This window comes from Vibrio sp. 1641 (assembly GCF_033339995.1).
GTDB classification, from domain to species: domain Bacteria; phylum Pseudomonadota; class Gammaproteobacteria; order Enterobacterales; family Vibrionaceae; genus Vibrio; species Vibrio alginolyticus.
The window spans coordinates 25,032-47,267 of record NZ_JAWOVP010000003.1; the positions used below are offsets into that span (position 1 = coordinate 25,032).

Consider the following 22,236-nt stretch of genomic DNA (forward strand, 5'->3'; position numbering starts at 1 on the left):
AACTTTTGATTTTTAAATAGTTTAAAATTGGCACGTTACCTGCTCTATATCCAATTAGAAAAACAAACGGAGACAGAGTCATGGAATTACGCAAACTAGAAATCAATCAAGACAAGTTAGCCATTGAGTTTTTTGGTGACTTAGACGCAAGCGGCTGTCGACAAGCACAACATCACATTGATGAAGTAATTCACAACAATCATCACAAAGAAGTCGAAATTAACTTACAGCACGTCCAATTTCTTGATTCTTCAGGGATTGGTGCCATTGTTTACTTATATAAGCGTCTAGTTGAACGTGAAAGAAGCATGAGTATTGAAAACGTATCAGGCCAACCTTTAGAAATCATGAGCTTGCTTCGTATCAACCATGCCATTCCCGTTAACTCAAAAGGACACTAAAAATACCGGTTTAAACGGAGGTTGGCATGGTAAATCTTATACGACGATATGTAGTAAGCGGTCTTGTTGTCGGCATGTTTGGTTGTTCGTCGTTTGACTACCCAGTACACGGGAAAGGTGGCTTGGCGGAAAGCTATCAAGATATCTCGATCGAGAATTATCAGTTTTCCCCAGTGATGCCTGACGAGCCTTTAGGTCCAGAACATGGGTTAAGGTTTGATTGGCAACTGACCAAGTTACATCTAGACGCACTAATCCAAGAGGGCGCGCGCTGGTGTTTTCCTGCGGCAGTTGTTCAGGCCCTTGAAAAACAAAATAGAATTGCGCGCGAGTTAGAAGGTGGGCTTTTACTCGACGCTGCCAACGACCTTGTGATTCAGCGTCGACGCTTAAACCAGCTCGAACAACAACTCGACTACGTACTGAGCCAAACCACTTGCACACCGCCCGATGATATTGAAGCACTACGTAGCGACCTAAACATAGTCTCGGATATCTATGCACTACTTAATATCGACAACCAGTTTGCTGTCGATTCAGCAGAAATCAACCCGAAGTACATGGGACATTTGGCAGAAGCAGCCTACATTTTACGTGACCACCCCAACCTATCTCTTGTAGTAACGGGGCATGCGGATGCAACTGGAACCCCCGATTACAACCAGAAACTTGCTCAAGCGCGTGCGGAACAAGTAAAGCGTTACCTAACCGTATTTGGTATCACTTCAGAGAGAGTCACTACCAAATCTGTCGGAGATAACCTGCCACTCTATGAAGGTGAAACATCTGCCGTGCGTTTAACTAATCGTCGAGTAAGCATCGAGGTTATTAGCCCTAATTCAGATAGCGATACCTCAATAAACCGCAACCCAACGGCAGGAGGCGCGCTATGAACACGATGAAACCATTTATCCTCTTAATGTTGTTGTGTCTGGTCGCGTGGGTACCTTCTTCCATAGCGGATGAGAGCAATACTGTTAAGGTCGGTGATTTAATACAGATTAACTTACCTGGAGAGGCGTCGTTAAACCAAGGGTTTCAGGTTGATCGTCGTGGACGAATTAATTTACCAGAAGTCGGCCCTGTATTAGTGGCCGGCTACAATGAACAACAACTCCAAGACGTGATTATCGACAGGCTAAAGACCGTGTATCGTGACGTTAACAACGCTCGAGTTTTTATTCAACAGCAACAGTTGTTAGTGTCCGTTCAAGGCTACGTGGTCAAACCCGGTGAATATACCTTACCTTCTGGGTCCAACATTCAAATGTTTGTGTACGAAGCTGGCGGCCTGCGCGCTGGGGCTCAGCTTGATAAAATGATCGTGAAACGTGGAAATAAAAACATTGAATTTGACTACAAACGCTTCCTTGATACGGGTGACAATAGCCAACTGCCAAAACTAGAATCACTGGATGTCTTATTTGTCCCCGCTTCCCCACTCGTAGGGAATATTGAGCAAGAGTTTGATGCAGCAAAACTCGCGAATTCAGGTGACAGCGCAGATTCCGCTCGTGCAATCAAAGTCTTTGGTGAAGTCAACGCACCTGGCTCGTTCTCATACAAGCCAAACACCACGCTAGTTGATGTCGTAATGCGAGCTGGCGGCGTGACACGATATGCCAGTGTTGAGCAAATTCGCGTGATAACAAACAATAACCCAACCATGTTTAACCTGAAAAAGTACCTTGATAGTGGAGACCAAAGCCTACTGCCGGAGATCCTGCCAGGTGCCACCATCTTTGTCCCAAAACAGGAAGAAGAAATCAAAGCAGGTGCAAATGTGGTTTACGTGATGGGTGAAGTCGCTCATCCTGGGGCATACGAAGGCAAGCAAGGCGCTAGCTTCATGGATATCCTCGCCAACGCTGGCGGGCCCACTCGCTACGCAGAATCTCGCCAAATTCGCGTTATAAAAGCCGATGGCAAAGTCATCAAATTCGATCTTACCGCGCATACAGAAGGACTATCTTCAGCCAGACCACCAAATGTTGGACCAGGAGATGCGATTTTCGTGCCGGAGAAAACCGATTTCAATGAGAAGTCTTGGTTAAAAGTAGCACCTAGTCGAGCGGTCGCAGTGATGGGAGAAGTTGTTCGCCCTGGACGCATCGAGTGGTCAGACGAAATGGATTTGATTGATCTGCTTGCACACGTTGGTGGCCCAACTCGACGAGCTGATACCACCAAAATTGAAGTCGCCAATAACGGTCAAATGACACAATTTGACTTAGACCAATACATTCTGGATGGCTCACCAACATCAAGCCTACCTCGAGTTTCCGCTGGTACAGTCGTAAGGGTACATGCATTGCCTGACGACCCATCCGATAATAAGTCGCAATGGGTAAGCCAAAGCTCTGACGCATCGATATACGTTTTCGGGCAAATCAATGCACCTGGGCGCTATCGTTTCACCGAAGATATGCATTTTCTGGATATTTTATCTGCCGCCGATGGACCGACAATGGATGCAGATATTCACAACATCCGTGTCACACACCGAGGCCTAGGTTATGCCAAAGTAAGTAAATTGAATTTATCGATGTACTTTGAAACAGGCGATGAGTCAATTCTGCCCCACGTTCGTCCTGGTGATACCATTTACATTCCAGAAAAAAACAAAAACTGGTTAGATCGTTCAAAAGAGTCCACGGTACGCGTATTAGGTGAAGTAAGAGACCCAGGGCGATACGTATTCAATGACAACATGACTGTGCTTGATCTGTTAGCGGAAGCAGGAGGACCAACTGACAATGCCTACCTTGAAAAGATCAGTGTGGTCAATATGTCTTGCTGCCAAGGCCAAGCCCGAACATTTGATTTGGTGAACTTTAGTAAAACAGCCAACATTTATGAGCTGCCAGTCATTCGCGCAGGCGACACAATTTACATTCCCCATAAAGACGAAAGCTTTGTTGAAAAAGCGAGGGCCGGATTAAGAGATATTTTACAAATCACCACAACCATCGTGTTAATAGGAGCGTTGTAATGACTATTCCTGCAACTCACGCTGAGATTGAGCAAATTTATCTTCAGAGTGAACAGAAAGGCCACAAAACGATTTGTGTTGTGGGTTGTAAATCTGAAGATGGTGTCACTTCCGTGGCGTCATCTCTTGCAGAGCGCTTGGTTTTAGCAGGCCACAATACTTTGTATGTAGACCTTAACTTGTTCAAACCCGCTTATCACACTGTTCACGAATTTGATGATGACGAGAAGGTTGGCCATTTGATCACACGAGAGAATACACATCAAACTTTAGTCGGCCTCCCTGCTCCATCTCTCGCCAGCACTCAGTTAGCGTACCGAGACCCAACAATGCTGAAACGAAACATTGCACAATGGTTAACGCAGTACGAGCGCGTCGTGATAGATACATCACCACTTCTCAGTGTCAACCGAAGCAATATTGCGCCTCAAGTGATTGCTGGCGTATGTGATGCTACTTTGTTAGTAGCGCATTATGGTTCTACGACTGCAACCCAGCTCGAGCAAGCCAAAAAGCTACTCGATGCTAGCGATGCGAACTTGATTGGTTCTGTACTGAACATGAAGCACACTCCAAGCCTGAAAGATGAGTTAATCCGCCAAGTTTCCAAGCTGCGTTTCTTACCAAAAAAGTGGAAAGAAAAACTGTCTCAGCAAATTAAAAAAAGCGAACTGTTTATGTTATAGGGAGCGCTATTATGACGATAAATAATACATTGACTATCGAGCAAGAATTAGTGGATGAGCATATTCTTCAGCAAATGATCAAAGATACGTGCGCCGAAATCATCCCTACCTTGATTGATCACTATGTCGAAGAGTCACGCGATCGCATGGAGAAAATAGAGCAAGCATTAAGCACAAAAGACCTTCAAACATTAGAGTTCGAGGTTCACACACTGGGCAGTTCTGCTCTCGCTTTAGGCAATCGAACGCTTTCAAGACAAGCAAGAATGATTGAGAAGTACTGTGTCGAAGGAAAAATACCAAAAGCATTGGAGCTTTGTGAAACACTTCCGCAACTCGCCAATGAATCGTTTGATGCGTTAGAAAAGCGAAAAGCTCAAGGGTTTGAGTAGTATCAGTGTCTTACTCCCTAGCGAAGCATCGCGTTTGATAAAGCGCGATGCCGACATCATCTCAGAAATTTAGGCTCCAAATTCAATCACCCTCGCCAAGCCACACACCTTTAAATTATTTGGGCATAACTTAATCAATTAAAAAGTATGGATTTTTCGCAAATTTCCTACCTTGTGCTAATACTTAAATAACGCTTTTCTCAAATTGAGAATTTTCAGCACTAGAGAGCTATAAACCACTCATAATGCCAAATAGTAGTGCTGACAAAAATCATAAAAAATGAAACAAACTACGTTGGGATGGGACTATGAGACCAAGGGTGTTACTGGTAGAGGACTCTACTTCACTAGCCATACTTTATAAGCAGTATGTGAAAGACGAACCTTATGACATTTTTCATGTCGAGACAGGTCGCGAAGCGATTCAATTTATTGAAAGAAGCAAACCTCAGCTCATCATTCTCGATTTGAAACTGCCCGACATGTCTGGCGAAGACGTGTTGGATTGGATCAACCAGAATGACATTCCTACGTCCGTTATTATTGCTACGGCACACGGCAGCGTCGACTTAGCCGTTAATCTAATTCAAAAAGGTGCGGAAGATTTCTTAGAAAAGCCCATAAACGCTGATCGCCTAAAAACATCAGTCGCATTGCACCTCAAACGCGCCAAATTGGAAGATTTGGTGGAAAATATTCAGTCCAAGTTTGATCGCCACAACTATCACGGATTCATCGGTTCAAGCCTCCCGATGCAGGCGGTATACAAGACCATTGATGCTGTTGCGCCAACTTCTGCCAGTGTGTTTATTGTGGGAGAAAGCGGCACAGGTAAAGAAGTTTGTGCTGAAGCCGTCCACCGCCAGAGCGACCGTAAAGACAAGCCTTTTATTGCAATTAACTGTGGGGCTATTCCACGAGATTTGATGGAAAGTGAGATTTTTGGTCACGTTAAAGGGGCCTTTACTGGAGCAACAACAGATCGAAAAGGTGCGGCGACGCTGGCACATGGTGGTACGCTTTTTCTTGATGAGCTGTGTGAAATGGAACTTGAGATGCAAAAGAAGTTGCTCCGTTTTCTACAAACGGGCACTTACACCCCTCTTGGTGGCACTCGAGAAATGAAAGTAGATGTGAGAATCATTTGTGCCACTAACCGAGATCCATTAACAGAAGTAGAAGAAGGTCGTTTTCGTGAAGACTTATACTACCGTGTGCACGTTATACCTATCGATATGCCCCCATTACGTGAACGAGGAAGTGACATCGTCACGCTTGCCAAGCACTTCTTGACCACTTACGCCAAACAGGACAAAAAGAAATTCTCAACAATCGACAGTGAAGCTCAACATATCATCAAGCATTACGAATGGCCGGGTAATGTAAGGCAACTACAAAACATCATACGTAACATTGTGGTGCTTAATAACGACGAAAAAGTCACGGTGAGCCACCTACCCGCTCAACTTACTAAAAAGTCTAAAGTGACGAAAACAACGACGCCTGCGCATGTTGCTCAAGAGTCAACAAACATTGCACCAATCACACCACCACCTGTTTATACTGAGGAACTTTCACCTTCTGCGGTCGAACCGTCGATTACCGCAGCGGAGCTGCCTGGTACACCGTCCTCTGCTGCTACCTCACCGTACTTTAACGCTGATGGAACCATTCGTCCTATGTGGCAAGTAGAGCGTGAAGCAATTCAAAACGCAATCGCGTACTGTGATGGCAACGTCCTCAACGCCGCTGTCATGCTGGAGTTAAGCCCATCTACGGTTTACCGAAAAAAACAAGCGTGGGAAGCGGATGAAATTAATCTCGAACAATCTTGATAAACCTGCCATTGGTGAAATTTGGATCTTGCTTGATAGCCGTCTATTCGGCGGCATTGAAAGTCACGTTATCGAGCTAGCTCGGGGATTAATCGCCTTTGGAAACAAAGCTCGAGTTGTGCTAACCACTGAGTATTCGCCAGCCGCTCAGATTGTACAGAAGGCAAAAGAAGCCGCGATCCCTGTGAGTTACTTAAACTATTTGTCTGGCGAGCCCAATAAAGCTTTAAAAATTAAGCACCTAACAAGCGCCGTCGCCAATCACCAACCCTCAGTGGTTCACTCCCATGGTTATAAAGCGTCGATTTTGTCGCGCTGCGCCAAACTGCTCACCCGAACGTTTCCTCGTTTGATTTCAACTTATCATGCTGGTGAATCGTCCTCAGGGAAGCTATGGCTATACGATTGGCTTGATAGAAGCTCAGGCAGCCTATCTGACCATTGCTTTGCTGTCAGTCCAAGTATTCAGCGCAAAGTTTTTTGTTCTTCAGAACTGCTGAATAACTTTGTTTCGATTCCCAACAGTCAACTCAACTATCAGGAAATCGCTTTTGTCGGCCGATTGAGTCAGGAAAAAGGCGCCGATCAATTTATTGAGGTAGCGAGGGTCTGTCCAACATTACAGTTTAGTGTGTACGGTGATGGCCCAGAAAAAGAGTCGCTTAATCAAACTGCCCCTTCAAATGTGACTTTCTTCGGCCATCAAACCGATATGGAAGGTGTTTGGGAAAATATCAGCGTACTTATTATCTCTTCTCGTTATGAGGGTCTTCCAATGGCGGCGCTTGAAGCCATGTCGAGAGGCATTGCCGTGATGAGCTTACGTGTAGGTCGTCTTCCAGATATTATCCAAACGGGTAAAAATGGTTTTATCGTCGAAGACATTCCCTCTCTTGCTAAATGTCTTCATGACTGGATGTCGATTGGTGAAGCGCAACAATCACTCATTCGCCAGAATGCTCGACAAACCATCATTGATGATTTCTCAGCGCAAAGTGTGATTCCCGTATTGCTACAAAAATATCAAATTGAAACGGATCACTAATCCATATTGGTTCTCAATATGAGAATGATGAGTTCCAAACATAAATATCATATAAGATTCAATCATATAAACTAATGGCATATTTTGGCATCTCTATTGCAGCTCAGCAGTTAACGCAGATTAATGATGAGACAGAGGTGACTTATGACTACGCCAAAACGCATTCTATATGTTCATTATGGTGATAATTGGATTCGCGGCAGTGAAGTGGTGCTTCTGGATCTCATTTCAGGAATCGACCGCAATAAGTTTGAGCCATTCGTATGGTCAAACTGCCAACCATTAATCGATAAGTGCCATTCGCTCGGAATTGAAGCGGAACATTCATCCTTCAATTTGGTTGGTGGTTGGAGCGCTCCACGCTGGGATATTAGCGGGTGGAATATCCTTATCAAACAAGGCTCAGCATTGATCGAAAAGCACAACATCGACTTGGTACACGTCAATAGCGGCGGCCCTTGTCAATGGATGTGTTTGGCTGCTCGCATGAATCATATACCACTTGTCACGCAACTTCATTGCCATTATACATTGCGCGATCGCTTCTCTCTCGGACTTCACCTCTCTCCAAAATTGATTTGCGTTAGCAAAGATGTTGGACGCGAAATTCTTCAGGACGGCTACCCACAAAACCAACTTCATGTCGTACACAACGGCGTGTCACTTCAAGGCGTGGATACACCCATCGACATTAAAGATCGCCTCGGAATCCCATCACAGGCCTTTACCTTTCTGTCGGTGGGTTCGCTGATTAAGCGCAAAGGGTTCGACCGCCTTATTCGCGCAATGCGCATGCACAACTACCACCACAACAACCCTCACCTTGTTATTGTTGGTGACGGCGAAGAAAGAGAAGCATTGCAACAGCTTGCCGCGGATCTTGGTATCCAAGAGCGAGTGCACTTTGTCGGGGAGCAACACAATGCCGGAGAGTGGATGTGTGGTAATGCAGACGCTTTTATTAGCGGCGCCTATGAAGAGGCCTTTGGTCTCGTGCTCGGGGAAGCGGCTTTAGCTCAACTGCCTATCGTGGCTCCTAAAACGGGAGGCATTCCTGAGTTGTTCGAGCATAATCACTCTGCATTGCTGTACCAGAACAGTGGAATGGCGAGCCTGTTAAACGCGATTCAACAAGTCATGCAAGACGCGGCATTAAGAAACAAGCTGGCGGAAAACGCTTACCTACATGCTAGCCAGAACTTAACGACGACTGCATCTATCAACGCTATTGAACGTATTTACGAAGGTGAACTTAATAACAACGCCATTACACCAATGCCAATGACTCACTGCATGAAGCCTCTTTCACGCTGGTTGAGCATCAATTGAGGAGCCCGGTCATGAAACGTGTATTGATGTTCGACGCCATCCCAATGCAAGGTGGATCCAAAATCGCGAATGCAGAGCTCCTTAAGCAGTGCGATAAGCTGAACATGATTGGTTATCTACTCACTACAAATCCAGAGCATTGGGCGTCACTGCTTAGTGATACACCGCGTGTGCAAGTTATAAAAATAAAACCATCACCATTTAACTCGACTCATGGACTGACCTACTGGTTGATGAACGCTTACTACTTTCTCCAACTTCTCTACGCGTGCATGAAGCTGCCAAAAATAGATAGCTTTTTGGGCCTATCTTGCCCAAGTAATGATATGCCTTTGTACTTACTACGATTAATTAGCAAAAAGCCTGTGGTACAGATGGTTCATGGCCCTATTGGACGATCGAGATCTGCTGGCTACTGCTTAGTAAAAGCATCGGCAATTTACTACTTGGCAAACACCCGCGAATCAATGGTAGAAGCATTACAGGCCTACCTCAAAACAGAGAAGCCAGCCACCGAACGCTATTGGTGTGGTTTGAATACATCTACGTTTGTTAATGGATTATCGAAAGATCGCTGGCCAAAACAAGCGAATCCGATTTCAAGCCGCGTTTTCTGGGCAGCTAGCTTACTAAAATGGAAGAACATCGATCTTTTGCTTGATGCTTTAACACTTGATGAGTCGAAAAAGATCAAATCCACCGTGTGTTACATCAAACCTAACGTGGCAGGTGTGGAATATTCAACACCGGACTTCAACACACAAGGTGTTGAATGGCATGAGTGCCCAAACAACTTAGATGAATTGCGTTCACAGTGTGGTGTGTTTGTTTCCACCAGTATCAACGAACCTTTTGGGTTATCTATTTTGGAGGCTCTCGCTGCAGGTATGTGTGTCGTCATTCCACATGATGATAGTTATTGGGACCGCGTGTTAACTCACGGCCGAAATTGTATTAAATACACGCCTAACAATGTGGCTTCGCTACACAACGCAATTCGCCTTTTGAATGAATCGCCGTGGATGAAAGTAACGATGGGTATCGAAGCACTTAATGTTTCTCAACTATACACAGCCGAACGTTGTTATTTGCCAATCGCCCAGCACCTTGCTGCCGAAATTGCTACCAACAATGATTGCACACTCAAGACACCGCGAGACATCAAAGGATATGATCATGTCTAAAGCAATGACCAACATGACGCTATTTGCTATCGCCTTAGTGATCAATAAAAGCATCAGCCTAATCATGCTGCCTGTATTGCCCCACTTTCTCTCACCAGAACAAATGGGCAAGCTTGAGCTTCTAACAACCTTTGGTGTTGTTACGACCTTGTTTGTCAGTTTCGCTTTGCATGAAGCGCTTTATCGATTCGTCGGCGTTGAAAAGGATCAAAATACGCGCACAAGCCTACTAAACCAGCTGTACTCACTTGCTTTACTCATCGCTGGCGTCGTCGCTCTTAGCTTGCTCACTATCATTTTAATCGCCCCCATTCCCGCGCCTTTTACGCGAGTCGAATTTGCTATTGTTATGTTTGCCATCGTTCTAGAAGGCAGTATTGCAATCGGCACTGCCTGGTTAAGAACACAAGACGACAAAGCAAGAACACTGCTTAACGTCATGGTCACTACCACCATTTTTCAGGTCATTTTTATCGTCGCGGCGCTGTCTGTTCATCCCCATGTTATTTCTGTTTTGTGGGGGGGCTTGTTGGCTGCTATTACTCAATTTGTTTGGCTGCACATCGTTAACCGTTACAATGTCACCCTTCCTAAGCTGACATTGGCAAAACAATACCTAAACTACTGCCTACCAATGATGATGGCCGGTTTAGTAGCATTTTGTCTCAATGGCGCTGAACGCTGGTTCATTGGTGCCAACACTTCTCTTGCGACGTTAGGGATTTACGCGATAGCGGTAAAATTTGCAGTGGGCATGTGTATTTTAGTGCAGCCGTTTGGCATGTGGTGGATGCCACGTCGATTTAACTACTTAGAAGGGCGCAAGTGCACTGAAGCAGTGCGCATCACACACTTAGGTATGATTTACATTACAGGTTTGAGTGTAGTGGTCGGCACATTAGCAATGGTGATGATCACCTACTTACTGCCAGAAACCTATCATGAGGCGGTACTATTCAGCTTATTCTTGCTACCTATCGCCATGTTAAAAGAATGGAGTGAGTTGATTAACATCTCCATTTTGTACAAGCGTCGTACTCGCTGGCTACTGGGTATAAATGTCGTCTCTGCGTGCGTTGCGATTGCTTTGCTGTTTGGCTTATCTTCTCTGGGTATTTATGGGGTGTTCATTGCGCTTTATTACGCACAACTGTGTAAGTTGGGCCTGACTTATGTAGTAGGCCAACAATGTATGACGTTGCCTTTTCACCTCAGTCTGATGGTTTTATTACAGATTATATCCGGTGTGGCACTGTTCCTGCTTCACTCTTCACAATCAATAGGAATCGCCATCGCAATTTGCATTTTGACATGCAGTTTGCTGGCAGGGATAGCCACTCGCTACATGAGTAAAGAGACGCTCAATGCTCTCACTCGATACATAGTGAAACGGCGTGGACAGGTGAAGAGATACTCGTTATGAATGAAACCAAGGTGAGAACAAAACAGTCCATCGCAGCACTGACGATTACAGTCTGTATCGGCCTGCTTTGGATTGTTATGCCTCATCCCATTTTGATTGTTGCGTTGTGTTTCGCACCACTCGCGTTACTGTTTGTTCTCAATCAAACGTTTTGGCTTGTCACACTGTTCGTTATTTTTTCATTCTTTCGTATTCACGAAGCCTTTCCTGTTATCTATAACTTCAAGATCCCATTACTGTTATCATTGGGGGCACTCGCCGCACTCGCTTTTCACCTTCTTATAAGCCGCCAGATTACAGCTTTTTGGCACCCTTCATTAAAGTGGCTGTGTATATTTTGGGGTCTGGTGATCATCGGAATCATATTCGCTTCCAGTCGTGATATCGCAATAACGGTGTTCAAAAACACCTATTGGAAAATCATCATTATGACGTTGGCCATCACCTGGCTTATTACTAAACCTTCACAGCTCGCACAGATGTCAAAAGCAATTATTTTCGCCGGATTATTGATTGGCTTAGTGGCATTACAAAACGCTGCGAATGGCATTGATTTGGTTGAAGGGACGCGCGTGTCGATAGGACGATCCATAGGTTCAGTACTTGGCGATCCTAACGATTTGGCACTAGTGCTGATGTTTCCCCTTGCCTTTACCGTTAGTCAATTGATGGAGAAGCATTCCCCCAAGCATCTCAGGCTCTTTGCCCTTATCACCTGTTTGGTTTTGTTCTTTGCGATCATTGAGACGCAGAGCCGCGGGGGGTTACTAGGTTCACTGTCTGTATTTGCCTACTTTGCTTTTAAACACATCAAAAGCAAAACATTAGTCTTGGTATTAGGCGCTATCGCAGCGATCGTACTCTACGCATTCGCTGGTATTTCAGGACGAGAATCGGGGGGAGCCGCTGAGGATGGTATAGATGCCTCTGCGATGGGGCGACTTTATGCGTGGGAAGCGGCATTTAAAATGGCGCTGCATCACCCGTTGACTGGCGTAGGTCTAGATAACTTCTACTTTAATTACTATTTCTACAGCCCACACTGGGATGGTATCAACCACGCCGTCCATAGCACTTGGTTTGGCGTGTTAGCAGAAACGGGTTTTGTCGGGCTCGCGGTGTTCATTACTTTAATTGTGTCATTGATCCGCACCTCTTTGCATTCCATCTCATTGTTGACACCAAAATCAGATTACACCCTCTCTGTAGGAGCAAACGCCGTGTTAAGTGGGCTTATCGGTACCATCGTATCAGGCACTTTTCTGACTCAAGGTTTCACCTGGCCAATTTACATTCTAGCGGCATTAACAGTTGTCGTTAGCCGAATTGTTCAAAGTGACTGTCAAAATGAGAAATCCTAGTTTCAAACATAAACAAAACCCATAACTCACTGTTTTAAAATGGCTAATTCCTTGGCACGCATTGTGATTACTCACTTAATTAGTAATCAAATAACCAAGACTCAAGGAGAGCCACATGACAGACATCGTAGTATTTGGAGAAGATTTTGGTGGGTTACCCTCTTCCACTCAGCATATTGTCAAGCGACTAGCAGCGAACCATCGCATCCTTTGGGTGAACTCCATTGGCCTTCGTCAACCTAAGCTGGATTCTAAAGACATACAACGTGCGTTAAACAAACTCACTCGTGTATTTCATAACGTAGGCTCACACAAGCCAACATTGGACTCTGAAACAAACCCAAACATTCACATCATCAACTTGCTCACCATTCCTGCCCCTAGTTCTGCATTAGCAAGAAAAGTGGCCGCTAAGATGATGAAACACCAACTCAATAAACAATTACAAGCTCTTGGTTTTGATAAGCCTGTATTTTGGACGTCGCTCCCGACTGCTGCCGATCTTTGTGCAGAAATGAACCCACGTGGACTGATTTACTATTGTGGCGATGACTTTAGCGCTTTAGCTGGTGTTGACCACGACACGGTGGCCAAGCACGAACGTACTCTTGTTAATGCGGCCAGCGTTATCTTTACGGCAAGCGAAACACTCTCCACCAAATTTCCATCTGGTAAAACCGTCACTTTGCCTCATGGTGTCGACTTTAGTCTGTTTTCTGAGCCAGCACCTAAGGCTGAAGATTTTCCTAATAATGGTCGCAAAGTGCTGGGCTTTTATGGCAGTTTGTCTGAATGGTTAGATTACGACTTAATTGCCCAAGTCGCAGACCAAGCGCCTGACTGGGATCTCGTGTTCATCGGCCCTAACGAGTTCAGTGATAATCCACTTCCACAAAGATGCAACGTATACTACCTGGGCCCGAGAGCGCATCACACTCTGCCACGTTACTCCCAACACTGGGATGCCAGTTGGTTGCCCTTTGTTAATAACGCTCAAATCAAAGCGTGTAACCCCCTCAAGCTTCTTGAGTATTTGGCAACGGGAACCCCCGTTGTTAGCACGTCGTTTCCTGCATTAATGCCGTACAAGCATATGCTCCACATAGTTCAAAATGTCGAAGATGTATGCGCCAGTCTCGATCACCTGATCCCACCCCCGGCAAACTCAAAGCAATATGTTCAACAGCAAAGCTGGGAAGCAAGAGCCAACCAAGTTGATAAATTAGTGAGGGCGCTATGAACGATTTAAGAGAAAACCTCAGCGTACTGTTACATGGAGCTTGGAGACGTCGCTACATGATCGTTATTCCTATGCTTGTCTTGCCGGTGCTGGGTTTCATCGTAAGTAAACTGGTTCCGACGACTTATGTTGCTCATACCAGCATGCTTATTCAAGAGACAGCGAAAATGAACCCGTTCCTTCAAGACCTTGCCGTCTCAACAATGCTGAAAGACCGATTGAGCGCACTCAGTACTCTGCTAAAAAGCCGACACGTTTTGTATTCAGTCGCAAAAGAACAATCGTTGATCAATGACGAGATGAGTGCAAAAGAGCAAGAGTTCATCATAAAAGATCTCGCGTCGCGCCTGTCTGTTCAGCCACTCGGTAAAGACTTCATTCAAATTCAATTGCAAAGTGGTAAATCAGAAGGAATGGAGTCGATGCTGCTGTCTGTCAGAGAGCATTTTGTCGAACAGCTTTTGGCTCCTGAGCGTTCTTCGATTAAAGATTCGAGTCATTTTTTGACTATCCATATCAACAAACGCAGGGAAGAACTAGACAAGGCTGAACAAGCTTTTGCAGAGTATAAAAATACTTACTCAGACGCGACACCCGAAATGCAAGCTCAAAGCCTTACTCGCCTTGCTAGCCTCAAACAAACGCTAGCCGAAAAGGAGGCGGAGCTTGCTGGTGTTTCACGAAGTCTAGGCAGTTTGGATCAACAACTATCCAAAACGAACCCGGTTATCGGTAAACTGGAAGAGCAAATCATCGACATTCGTAGTGAACTTACCCTGCTTCGAGCTAAATACACAGAGGCGCATAGTTTAGTGCAAGGTAAGTTGCGAGAATTAAACCGGTTGGAGCAGGAACGCTCGGTACTCTTGAACTCTAAACAACCAGAACTAAACAGTGCTCAACTATGGGATATCGCGAGCAATACCACAGTAAACAGTCTTGGCGAAGCACAGCCTCTACTTGTCTCCCAACTACATCAATTACAAATGATGCGCGGACGTTTTGAAGCACTTACGGAAGAAACCAACAGCTTGCGAGACATGATCCAAGAATTAGAGCGAAATGCGCACCAATTTGGGAGCACAGCAACAGAAATCAACCGCTTAGCTCGTGACGTCGCAGTGAAGAGAGAAATGTATGATGAACTCGTCGAACGCTATGAGATGGCCCAACTAACGGGTTCTTTGGGAGAGTTTGAAGAGAATAAGCGCGTAAAAATCATTGATGAACCGTTCACGCCAACGATTCCAACTAACTTACCTAGTTTTGTATTTGTCATTTTAGGATTTATTGGTGGCGCTGGTTTAGGCATTGGATTAGCGACGATACTTGAGTTAGCCGATAACTCTATCCGCTCTAAAAGAGCATTAGAAAAACACCTTGGTGTTCCTGTCATCACCACTTTACCTAACGTAGTGTACGGAAACTAACCGCCATAAGAACTCATTTACAAGCACTCGGTCTGCGAGTGCTTTTCTTTTACTACTGCCTTATACAGCCTCATAGCATGTCCACTAATATGAATCTCAAATTGAGAATAAACATAAAGCCTCACAAGCATCAATATTAACTTATTGTTTTTAAATGATTAATTTTTTGGCACGCAGTCTGCAATTCCTAAATAAACAACGAACTCAACGAGGGTTTGAAAATGGAATTCAGACAAAAACACAATAACACTAAGCACAGCAAAAAAGTGATATTACACGTCGTGCAACACTTAGCTCCTGGCGGTTTAGAAACGCTCGTACTAGAAATGCTTCGTTTTGCGCAGCCCAACCATTCCGTTTTTGTCGTGAGCTTAGAAGGAAGCAAAGAACATGCACTACAAGGCTGGCAAAAACTGTTGCCCTACCAAGGTCAACTACACTTTCTTAATAAAAGACCTGGATTCAGCGGGAAGACCATCGCTACGCTGACTTCAATGATAAAAAGAATGCGACCAGACGTGGTCCACACCCATCATATCGGCCCACTTCTGTATGGTGGTATTGCTGCACGTTTAGCGCACGTACCTGTAGTGATTCATACCGAGCACGACGCATGGCACCTTAATAACAAAAAATCAGCTCGACTACAGTCCCTTTTGCTAACGATGATTCGCCCGCAAGTAGTTGCCGATGCTAACTTTGTCGCCCATCAAATACAGACTAAGTTAAAGTATCGCAAAGTTTGTACTATCCATAACGGGATTGACTGTCAGAAGTTTAAAAGCGGTGACCAAACGGCAACAAGACACTTGTTTGAACTTCCAACCGACAAAATCGTGATTGGCGTTGCCGGGCGTCTAGAAGCAGTTAAAGGCCATAAAGTGCTTATCGAAGCCTTCTCTCATCTTGCGCCAAACACACACCTAGCAATAGCCGGTGATGGTTCTCAGCGAACTCAATTGGAAGCACAAGTTAGAACGTTAAAACTTGAAGATCGAGTAACCTTTTTAGGTTTGGTGGACGATATGCCCAGCTTTTACCAAAGCCTAGACTTGTTTTGCTTACCATCACTTCAAGAGGGCTTTCCTCTCTCAACCCTCGAGGCTCAAGCATGTGACATTCCTTGCGTCGCGACGGATGTTGGCGGCGTGAAAGAGACGCTCTGTCCGAACAACAGCACACTGGTTGAAGCAAATCGCGTGTTTTCGTTGGCCGAAGCGTTATCACAGCAACTGGAATCATCACACCATTCTCCTCGAACTTTTATTCTCAAACACTTTGATATCAGAGACATGGTGAGTCGCTACTCACGTTTGGCCAAGGAGGCTAGCTATGAATGATTTACTTTGGATTATAGGGTTTGGTTTATCCGCGTTTTTGATTGTCTATCATCACGTTGGGTATCCACTGCTCCTTAAGTGGCTTCCTTTAAAACAGCAAGACGAAACCAAAGCACCATTTGTAGAGCGAGCTTACAAAGCCTCCAAAACAGACAGCCAGCTACCCTCTATTACTGTCATCGTGCCCGCCTACAATGAAGAACAATGGATAGCAGAGAAGATCCGTAACCTTGCGAGCCTAGATTACCCAAGGGATAAGTTAAGAGTAGTGATCGCATGTGATGGCTGCACAGATAACACAGCCGAGATTGCTCAAGCGACAATTCAAGAAGCAATCTGCTCTGATACTCTGTTCATTATTAATGATCACCAAATCAATCGCGGTAAAGTTGCCCTACTCAACGAAGAAATGCGTCATGTTAGCTCGGACATTACCGCACTGAGTGACACGTCGGCATTGATTTCTTGCGATTCTCTGTTGCTAGCTAGTCAGCATTATCAAAATGAGAACGTTGGAGTGGTTAACGCAACATATCAAATAATGAGCACTAATAACCAAGGTGAAGCGGCGTATTGGCAATACCAGTCTCGAGTAAAGCACCAAGAATCCTTGTTAGGTTCAACGATTGGTTCCCACGGTGCGTTTTACACTTTCAGAACTCACTTATTTGAACCACTGGAAGTTAGCACCATTAATGACGACTTTATTCTCCCTATGAGAATCGTTTTGCGAGGCTATAGCGCTATTTACGAGCCAAACATGCTGGCTCTTGAACTAGAACAGAGCTCAGACAACGCAGATTTCAAGCGGCGCCTAAGAATTTCAGCAGGTAACATGCAGCAGCTCATGCAATTAAAGCAATTACTGCTACCTCGTTATCGTGGCACTGCCTTTGCATTTCTATCGGGAAAGGTTCTGCGCTTAGCAACACCCTATTTGATGATTGTTTGCTTTATTTGCTCACTACTACTGGCACACAATCCGCTGTTTCAAGTAATGCTGTTCGCTCAAGTTGGCATTTATAGCATCGCGCTTATCACTTACTTGATGCCAGCACTTAACACAATTAAACCTTTTAAGCTGATTAGCTACATCGTCATTGGTCATCTCGCTAACTTTATCGGCGGTATGAAGTATTTACTCGGAATGGAAAATGGACGTTGGAAACGCGTCAACCAATAAGGAAAGCATCATGAAAAACTCACGCTACGATTCAAATGTATGCCACGCGAAAAGAACGTTTGATGTACTGGTTGCAATGTTTATTTTGCTCGTCACTGCACCGCTATTCCCATTTATCGCGCTAGCTATAAAAGTCACATCGAAAGGCCCAGTGATCTATCGTCAACTGCGTGTTGGGCGCTGTACACCAGAAAAAATGGATCTTTTTCAAATCATGAAGTTTCGCACCATGTATATTGATGCAGAGCAACGCTCTGGCGCAGTATGGGCAACTGAAAATGATCCCCGCATCACGCCAGTAGGACGCTTTTTACGCAAAACGCGTTTAGATGAACTACCTCAACTGTTTAATGTGTTGAGAGGTGAAATGTCGATGATTGGGCCGCGCCCAGAACGCCCAGCTTTCTACCAGAAATTGGAAGATGAAATCCCCTATTTTGTAGAGCGCACATATGGCGTGTTACCAGGTATCACAGGCTTAGCTCAGGTTAACCAAGGCTATGATGCATGCATTGAAGATGTAAGACGCAAAGTTGGGTTTGACCACAGTTACGCACTAAGCTTAGGTTCGTTTTACTCTTGGATTTCAATGGACCTTTCAATCATGAGCAAAACATTCGTTGTGATGATTGACGGACGAGGTCAATAGCTTCCGGTTCTGGTAACAGTCACTCTTGCCACTGGCGGCGCATCTTTTCTATCGTCGCTGGTGGCACGTCATGAATGCTTTGATACGCTCCGTGACACACTTTAATTTCCACCTCGATGCGCTTCTTCATGCAGTAGTCCATGTAACGCTTCATCTCCCAATGTCGAACAAACGTATTGCTCACAATCACGACTTTCCCTTTGTTCAACCACTTTCTAGTTTGCTGAAAACACCACTCATGCGCTTGAGGTAATTGAACCGGTTCAAAGTGATAATCACCTTCATCATTTTCAAAATACATGTCAGCTTCAAAATGCTTAGCACCAAGCTCTATTGCCAGTTGTTTTGCTAAGGTTGTTTTACCTGAACCCGGAAGTCCACGAATAAGAATGAGTTTAGCCAGTGACATAATGCAGTTTAATGAGGTGGAAATAAGCCTAAACTGTAACGAAATTATTGGAAAAGAAAAGTAGAAATAAAAAATGCCGAGCACATAAGGCTCGGCATTTAAACTCAATCATGGATCGCGTTGTATTTATTTGTAAGCTGGCAGTTCAGTTCTTAACCCTTTCACCAAACTGACACACATCAACAGCAGAACAAAAGTAAACGGTAATCCTGTTGCAACAACGCCTGATTGCAATGCTTGCAGGGCTTCTTTACCACCAACCCAAAGCATTACGGCTGCAATTGCACCTTCAATACACGCCCAGAAAATGCGTTGCGGTACTGGTGCATCAATCTTACCACCGGCGGTAATACTATCGATAACCAGCGAGCCAGAGTCTGACGATGTAATAAAGAATACCAGAATCAGCACGATAGAAAGCATTGAAATCACTGAGCTATACGGAAGCGCATCGTAAACATGGAACAGAGTCAATGAAATATCAGTTAGGCCATTTGCACCTAGCTCACCAACTTTATTCACCACTTGGTCAAGCGCGATACCACCAAACACAGACATCCAAATCAAAGTAACAACTGTAGGAATAACGATGACTGCGAATAAGAATTCTCGAACCGTACGACCTTTAGACACACGCGCGATAAACATACCAACAAACGGTGACCAAGATACCCACCAAGCCCAGTAGAATACCGTCCAGCCGTGCATCCAAGTTTCATCTTCACGACCGTGAGGGTTACTCAATGGAATAATATTTTCAATGTAAGCCATTGTTGTGTCGCGTAGCGAGCTCCACGCCGTATCAAACGTGATGAAGGTAATGAAAATAAGCAGCGCAAACGCAACCACCATATTGACGTTACTCAGTAGCTTAACACCACCATCAATGCCACGAATCACTGATAACACCGCGATAAAGGTAACGAAGGTGATCACAATCATTTGTGTACCAATGCCGCCTTCTAGACCAAAGACATGGTTAATACCACTGGTCGCCTGCTGAGCACCTAGACCTAGCGACGTTGCAAGACCAAATAGCGTCGACAAAACGGCAAGGATATCAATAACGTGACCTAACCAACCCCATGCACGGTCACCAAAAATTGGATAGAACGCCGCGCGCAATGAAAGTGGTAAACCTTTGTTAAAGGCAAAAAACGCTAATGCTAGTGCAACGAGTGCGTAAATACTCCAACCATGCACACCCCAGTGGAACATAGTGGCACCCATCGCAAGGGATTTTGCTTCTTCGGTGTATGGTACTGCGTTAAGTGGCATTCCCCACCAATCAGTGAAATACGCGGTCGGCTCAGCCACACTCCAGAACAGAAGACCAATACCCATACCCGCGGCGAAAAGCATCGACAACCAAGAAACGGTTGAGTGATCCGGCGTTGCTTCTTTGCCACCTAAGCGGATTTTACCTAGCGGAGAAAAAAGAAGAGCAACGGCGAACAATAAGAAGAAGTTTGTCGACCACATAAAAAACGCATCAAACTGTTCGATAATTCCGTTTTTTAGACCGTTTAATACGTCACGAGCAGTGGTTGGCTCAACAAGAAGAAGTGAAATCAGACAGAAAACAACGAGCCCCGCACTAATGCCAAAAACCGGGTTATGTATATCGAATCCCCACTTTTGAACGTTATCCTGTCCAACCTGATAATCGGTTGTATCAATACTATATTTTTTAAATGCATTATCCATAAATACAAATTTAACGTGAATTTGAAACGCCCCTCAGGTGAGAAGAACTCCAATACCGCCCTCCATTAATTTGAACTCTAAAGTTTTAAAGCGGGACAAATTTTAGCAGCAATCACATATTTTTGCAAAAAGTCGTGATTTATTGCATTTTAAGCTCAATTCGAGACAGATGAAGGGAAAATAATATCAACACAAAAATTATGAGGTCTAACGATTGATTTTGTCGTAGGTTGTAGACTAGAAAAGACACAAGAAAGACTTAAGTTCATAGCCAGTCACAGCGCAAATAGAGAAGACCTGCGCTGATTTGGTTTCACAATTAACGACGAAACCAAATCAGCAAACCTTTCATCCAGCGAGCGTTATAAGAAATGGAAGGTGATGTTCCCTGTTACGCTGCTAACGGTATCGCTATCGCCTTCAATATCCACGCCAAACGCTTGATAACTCGCGCCCACAGACACATTGTCAAGCAAGAAGTATTCGGCACCAACACCATACATGTAAGAGACGCCATCATCTTTGTCTAAGTTTCTCAGTCCGCCGTCATAATCAACGTTGAATGCATTGATGCCGCCTTTTGCGTAAACGTGTAACGGGCCGAAGTCGATACTAGGTTTCGCCGCTAAATAGAATGAATCAAAATCAGCACTACCCCTGCTGCCACTCAAAGATAAATCCACTTTGCCGTGGTTAAAGTAGCCTGCTTCAATGCCAATGAATGGCAAAATACCAGTACCGACATGAATACCATAAGTTGTATCATTTTCGCTGTCGATATCGGACTGACCAATTTGACCACCAGCGTAAATCCAAGAGTCAGCCATTGCTGACGTTGAGCACAACGTTAGAGCGAATAACGAGAGTGTTTTTTTCATACTATCCCTTCCTGATCGATTCCTAAGCGAAACATTACGCAAATATGCGCATTTAATCGCCACTATATATTGGAAAGCATAGGCATTTTAAGACTCTAAAAGTGAATAATTTATGTTCAACTTTTGTTTTGTGACTTCCAGACAAAAAAACACCGACATAAAGCCGGTGTGTTTCATATGGTGTTAGAAAGCTTGACGCTTATAGGAAATGTAGTGTTGCGTTAACAGAGAACGTGCTGATATCGTCTTTGCCAGCAGTGTAGTTCATGTAGCTAGCACCAACAGACATTGGGCCAAAAATGAAGTACTCAGCACCCACACCGTACATTAGGTCCAAATCGTCATCGTCTTTGCCGCCTTTCACTTTTTTGTCCCACTGATGGAAACCACCTTTTGCGTACACGTGTAGCGGACCGAAGTCGATGCTTGGCTTAAGTGCTGCGTAGTAAGAAGTTAGCTTAGTGTCTTGACCATTTACGTTGAACTCACCGTGTTGTGTTACACCAGCTTCAACACCAATGATAGGTAGAATGCCTGTACCAACGTGAACAGAGTATGATGTGTCCGTTTCACCTTTGTAGTCAGACTGACCTACTGTTGCACCACCGTAAATCCAAGAATCCGCCATTGCCGCAGAAGATGCGCCAAGTAGCGCCACTGCTAATAGAGTTTTTTTCATCATCTACCTTTACTCTTTATTATTCCCACGTCTGCATAACTCAGTCGTTGGTACTACAAATAAAGGGAGGCGA

Annotated in this window: 20 protein-coding genes; 16 read left to right on the forward strand and 4 right to left on the reverse strand. The window is 44.7% G+C overall.

Annotated features, from left to right (window positions below; all coding sequences use genetic code 11):
* Positions 1-80 precede the first annotated feature (80 nt).
* From R7Z47_RS07990 to R7Z47_RS08065, 16 genes are all read left to right on the forward strand, one after another.
* Entirely contained in the window at positions 81-401 is a 321-nt protein-coding gene (locus R7Z47_RS07990) for an STAS domain-containing protein (RefSeq protein WP_017634929.1), read from the forward strand.
* 26 nt (positions 402-427) lie between these two features.
* Positions 428-1,294, forward strand: coding sequence for an OmpA family protein (locus R7Z47_RS07995; protein WP_136977088.1), 867 nt, complete (start codon positions 428-430; stop codon positions 1,292-1,294).
* The gene (locus R7Z47_RS08000) at positions 1,291-3,393 is read left to right on the forward strand and encodes an SLBB domain-containing protein (protein ID WP_136977087.1); all 2,103 of its coding nucleotides are present in this window, start codon (positions 1,291-1,293) and stop codon (positions 3,391-3,393) included. Before R7Z47_RS07995 ends, R7Z47_RS08000 begins: the two co-directional genes overlap by 4 nt.
* Positions 3,393-4,079 carry an AAA family ATPase gene (locus R7Z47_RS08005; protein WP_017820661.1) on the forward strand — a complete coding sequence of 229 codons (687 nt, stop codon included), beginning with the start codon at positions 3,393-3,395 and terminating at the stop codon, positions 4,077-4,079. The genes R7Z47_RS08000 and R7Z47_RS08005 overlap by 1 nt, the downstream gene beginning before the upstream one ends.
* Before the next feature lie 11 nt (positions 4,080-4,090).
* Positions 4,091-4,471 carry an Hpt domain-containing protein gene (locus R7Z47_RS08010; RefSeq protein WP_005377636.1) on the forward strand — a complete coding sequence of 127 codons (381 nt, stop codon included), beginning with the start codon at positions 4,091-4,093 and terminating at the stop codon, positions 4,469-4,471.
* A gap of 308 nt (positions 4,472-4,779) precedes the next feature.
* Positions 4,780-6,306 (forward strand): sigma-54-dependent transcriptional regulator, encoded by a 1,527-nt coding sequence (locus R7Z47_RS08015; protein WP_065274521.1) that lies wholly within the window; start codon positions 4,780-4,782, stop codon positions 6,304-6,306.
* Positions 6,281-7,351 (forward strand): glycosyltransferase family 4 protein, encoded by a 1,071-nt coding sequence (locus R7Z47_RS08020; RefSeq protein WP_137281981.1) that lies wholly within the window; start codon positions 6,281-6,283, stop codon positions 7,349-7,351. Before R7Z47_RS08015 ends, R7Z47_RS08020 begins: the two co-directional genes overlap by 26 nt.
* A gap of 144 nt (positions 7,352-7,495) precedes the next feature.
* The gene (locus R7Z47_RS08025; RefSeq protein WP_213906445.1) at positions 7,496-8,680 is read left to right on the forward strand and encodes a glycosyltransferase; all 1,185 of its coding nucleotides are present in this window, start codon (positions 7,496-7,498) and stop codon (positions 8,678-8,680) included.
* Between the two features lie 11 nt (positions 8,681-8,691).
* Positions 8,692-9,864, forward strand: coding sequence for a glycosyltransferase (locus R7Z47_RS08030; RefSeq protein ID WP_318129959.1), 1,173 nt, complete (start codon positions 8,692-8,694; stop codon positions 9,862-9,864).
* Complete coding sequence (locus tag R7Z47_RS08035; RefSeq protein ID WP_213906447.1) at positions 9,857-11,287, forward strand: lipopolysaccharide biosynthesis protein; 1,431 nt, start codon at positions 9,857-9,859, stop codon at positions 11,285-11,287. Before R7Z47_RS08030 ends, R7Z47_RS08035 begins: the two co-directional genes overlap by 8 nt.
* Positions 11,284-12,648, forward strand: coding sequence for an O-antigen ligase family protein (locus R7Z47_RS08040; RefSeq protein ID WP_005377645.1), 1,365 nt, complete (start codon positions 11,284-11,286; stop codon positions 12,646-12,648). The genes R7Z47_RS08035 and R7Z47_RS08040 overlap by 4 nt, the downstream gene beginning before the upstream one ends.
* 115 nt (positions 12,649-12,763) lie before the next feature.
* A complete protein-coding gene (locus R7Z47_RS08045; protein WP_262606548.1) occupies positions 12,764-13,888 on the forward strand; it encodes a glycosyltransferase in 1,125 nt (374 codons plus the stop codon).
* Entirely contained in the window at positions 13,885-15,318 is a 1,434-nt protein-coding gene (locus R7Z47_RS08050) for a GumC family protein (protein ID WP_005377649.1), read from the forward strand. Before R7Z47_RS08045 ends, R7Z47_RS08050 begins: the two co-directional genes overlap by 4 nt.
* A gap of 221 nt (positions 15,319-15,539) precedes the next feature.
* Positions 15,540-16,658 carry a glycosyltransferase gene (locus R7Z47_RS08055; protein ID WP_262606549.1) on the forward strand — a complete coding sequence of 373 codons (1,119 nt, stop codon included), beginning with the start codon at positions 15,540-15,542 and terminating at the stop codon, positions 16,656-16,658.
* Positions 16,651-17,841: a glycosyltransferase family 2 protein gene (locus tag R7Z47_RS08060; RefSeq protein ID WP_262606550.1), complete on the forward strand. Its 1,191-nt coding sequence runs from the start codon at positions 16,651-16,653 to the stop codon at positions 17,839-17,841. Before R7Z47_RS08055 ends, R7Z47_RS08060 begins: the two co-directional genes overlap by 8 nt.
* Positions 17,842-17,851: 10 nt before the next feature.
* The gene (locus tag R7Z47_RS08065) at positions 17,852-18,490 is read left to right on the forward strand and encodes a sugar transferase (protein ID WP_301615056.1); all 639 of its coding nucleotides are present in this window, start codon (positions 17,852-17,854) and stop codon (positions 18,488-18,490) included.
* Positions 18,491-18,509: 19 nt separating this feature from the next.
* Here R7Z47_RS08065 and R7Z47_RS08070 read toward each other — a convergent pair whose 3' ends face one another.
* The 4 genes from R7Z47_RS08070 to R7Z47_RS08085 all read right to left on the reverse strand — a co-directional run bounded on the left by R7Z47_RS08070 (position 18,510) and on the right by R7Z47_RS08085 (position 22,163).
* Entirely contained in the window at positions 18,510-18,899 is a 390-nt protein-coding gene (locus R7Z47_RS08070; RefSeq protein ID WP_151514762.1) for an AAA family ATPase, read from the reverse strand.
* A gap of 126 nt (positions 18,900-19,025) precedes the next feature.
* Positions 19,026-20,606 carry a BCCT family transporter gene (locus R7Z47_RS08075; protein ID WP_005377659.1) on the reverse strand — a complete coding sequence of 527 codons (1,581 nt, stop codon included), beginning with the start codon at positions 20,604-20,606 and terminating at the stop codon, positions 19,026-19,028.
* Positions 20,607-20,968: 362 nt separating this feature from the next.
* Positions 20,969-21,484, reverse strand: coding sequence for an outer membrane beta-barrel protein (locus tag R7Z47_RS08080; RefSeq protein WP_005377661.1), 516 nt, complete (start codon positions 21,482-21,484; stop codon positions 20,969-20,971).
* A gap of 199 nt (positions 21,485-21,683) precedes the next feature.
* Positions 21,684-22,163 (reverse strand): outer membrane beta-barrel protein, encoded by a 480-nt coding sequence (locus tag R7Z47_RS08085; RefSeq protein ID WP_021033871.1) that lies wholly within the window; start codon positions 22,161-22,163, stop codon positions 21,684-21,686.
* Between the last annotated feature and the right edge of the window lie 73 nt (positions 22,164-22,236).

Excerpts from the sequence above, each read along its gene's own strand:
- R7Z47_RS07990 (WP_017634929.1), top strand. The coding sequence starts at position 81 with ATGGAATTACGCAAACTAGAAATCAATCAAGACAAGTTAGCCATTGAG.
- R7Z47_RS07995 (WP_136977088.1), top strand. The coding sequence starts at position 428 with ATGGTAAATCTTATACGACGATATGTAGTAAGCGGTCTTGTTGTCGGC.
- R7Z47_RS08000 (WP_136977087.1), top strand. The coding sequence starts at position 1,291 with ATGAACACGATGAAACCATTTATCCTCTTAATGTTGTTGTGTCTGGTC.
- R7Z47_RS08005 (WP_017820661.1), top strand. The coding sequence starts at position 3,393 with ATGACTATTCCTGCAACTCACGCTGAGATTGAGCAAATTTATCTTCAG.
- R7Z47_RS08010 (WP_005377636.1), top strand. The coding sequence starts at position 4,091 with ATGACGATAAATAATACATTGACTATCGAGCAAGAATTAGTGGATGAG.
- R7Z47_RS08015 (WP_065274521.1), top strand. The coding sequence starts at position 4,780 with ATGAGACCAAGGGTGTTACTGGTAGAGGACTCTACTTCACTAGCCATA.
- R7Z47_RS08020 (WP_137281981.1), top strand. The coding sequence starts at position 6,281 with ATGAAATTAATCTCGAACAATCTTGATAAACCTGCCATTGGTGAAATT.
- R7Z47_RS08025 (WP_213906445.1), top strand. The coding sequence starts at position 7,496 with ATGACTACGCCAAAACGCATTCTATATGTTCATTATGGTGATAATTGG.
- R7Z47_RS08030 (WP_318129959.1), top strand. The coding sequence starts at position 8,692 with ATGAAACGTGTATTGATGTTCGACGCCATCCCAATGCAAGGTGGATCC.
- R7Z47_RS08035 (WP_213906447.1), top strand. The coding sequence starts at position 9,857 with ATGTCTAAAGCAATGACCAACATGACGCTATTTGCTATCGCCTTAGTG.
- R7Z47_RS08040 (WP_005377645.1), top strand. The coding sequence starts at position 11,284 with ATGAATGAAACCAAGGTGAGAACAAAACAGTCCATCGCAGCACTGACG.
- R7Z47_RS08045 (WP_262606548.1), top strand. The coding sequence starts at position 12,764 with ATGACAGACATCGTAGTATTTGGAGAAGATTTTGGTGGGTTACCCTCT.
- R7Z47_RS08050 (WP_005377649.1), top strand. The coding sequence starts at position 13,885 with ATGAACGATTTAAGAGAAAACCTCAGCGTACTGTTACATGGAGCTTGG.
- R7Z47_RS08055 (WP_262606549.1), top strand. The coding sequence starts at position 15,540 with ATGGAATTCAGACAAAAACACAATAACACTAAGCACAGCAAAAAAGTG.
- R7Z47_RS08060 (WP_262606550.1), top strand. The coding sequence starts at position 16,651 with ATGAATGATTTACTTTGGATTATAGGGTTTGGTTTATCCGCGTTTTTG.
- R7Z47_RS08065 (WP_301615056.1), top strand. The coding sequence starts at position 17,852 with ATGAAAAACTCACGCTACGATTCAAATGTATGCCACGCGAAAAGAACG.
- R7Z47_RS08070 (WP_151514762.1), bottom strand. The coding sequence starts at position 18,899 with ATGTCACTGGCTAAACTCATTCTTATTCGTGGACTTCCGGGTTCAGGT.
- R7Z47_RS08075 (WP_005377659.1), bottom strand. The coding sequence starts at position 20,606 with ATGGATAATGCATTTAAAAAATATAGTATTGATACAACCGATTATCAG.
- R7Z47_RS08080 (WP_005377661.1), bottom strand. The coding sequence starts at position 21,484 with ATGAAAAAAACACTCTCGTTATTCGCTCTAACGTTGTGCTCAACGTCA.
- R7Z47_RS08085 (WP_021033871.1), bottom strand. The coding sequence starts at position 22,163 with ATGAAAAAAACTCTATTAGCAGTGGCGCTACTTGGCGCATCTTCTGCG.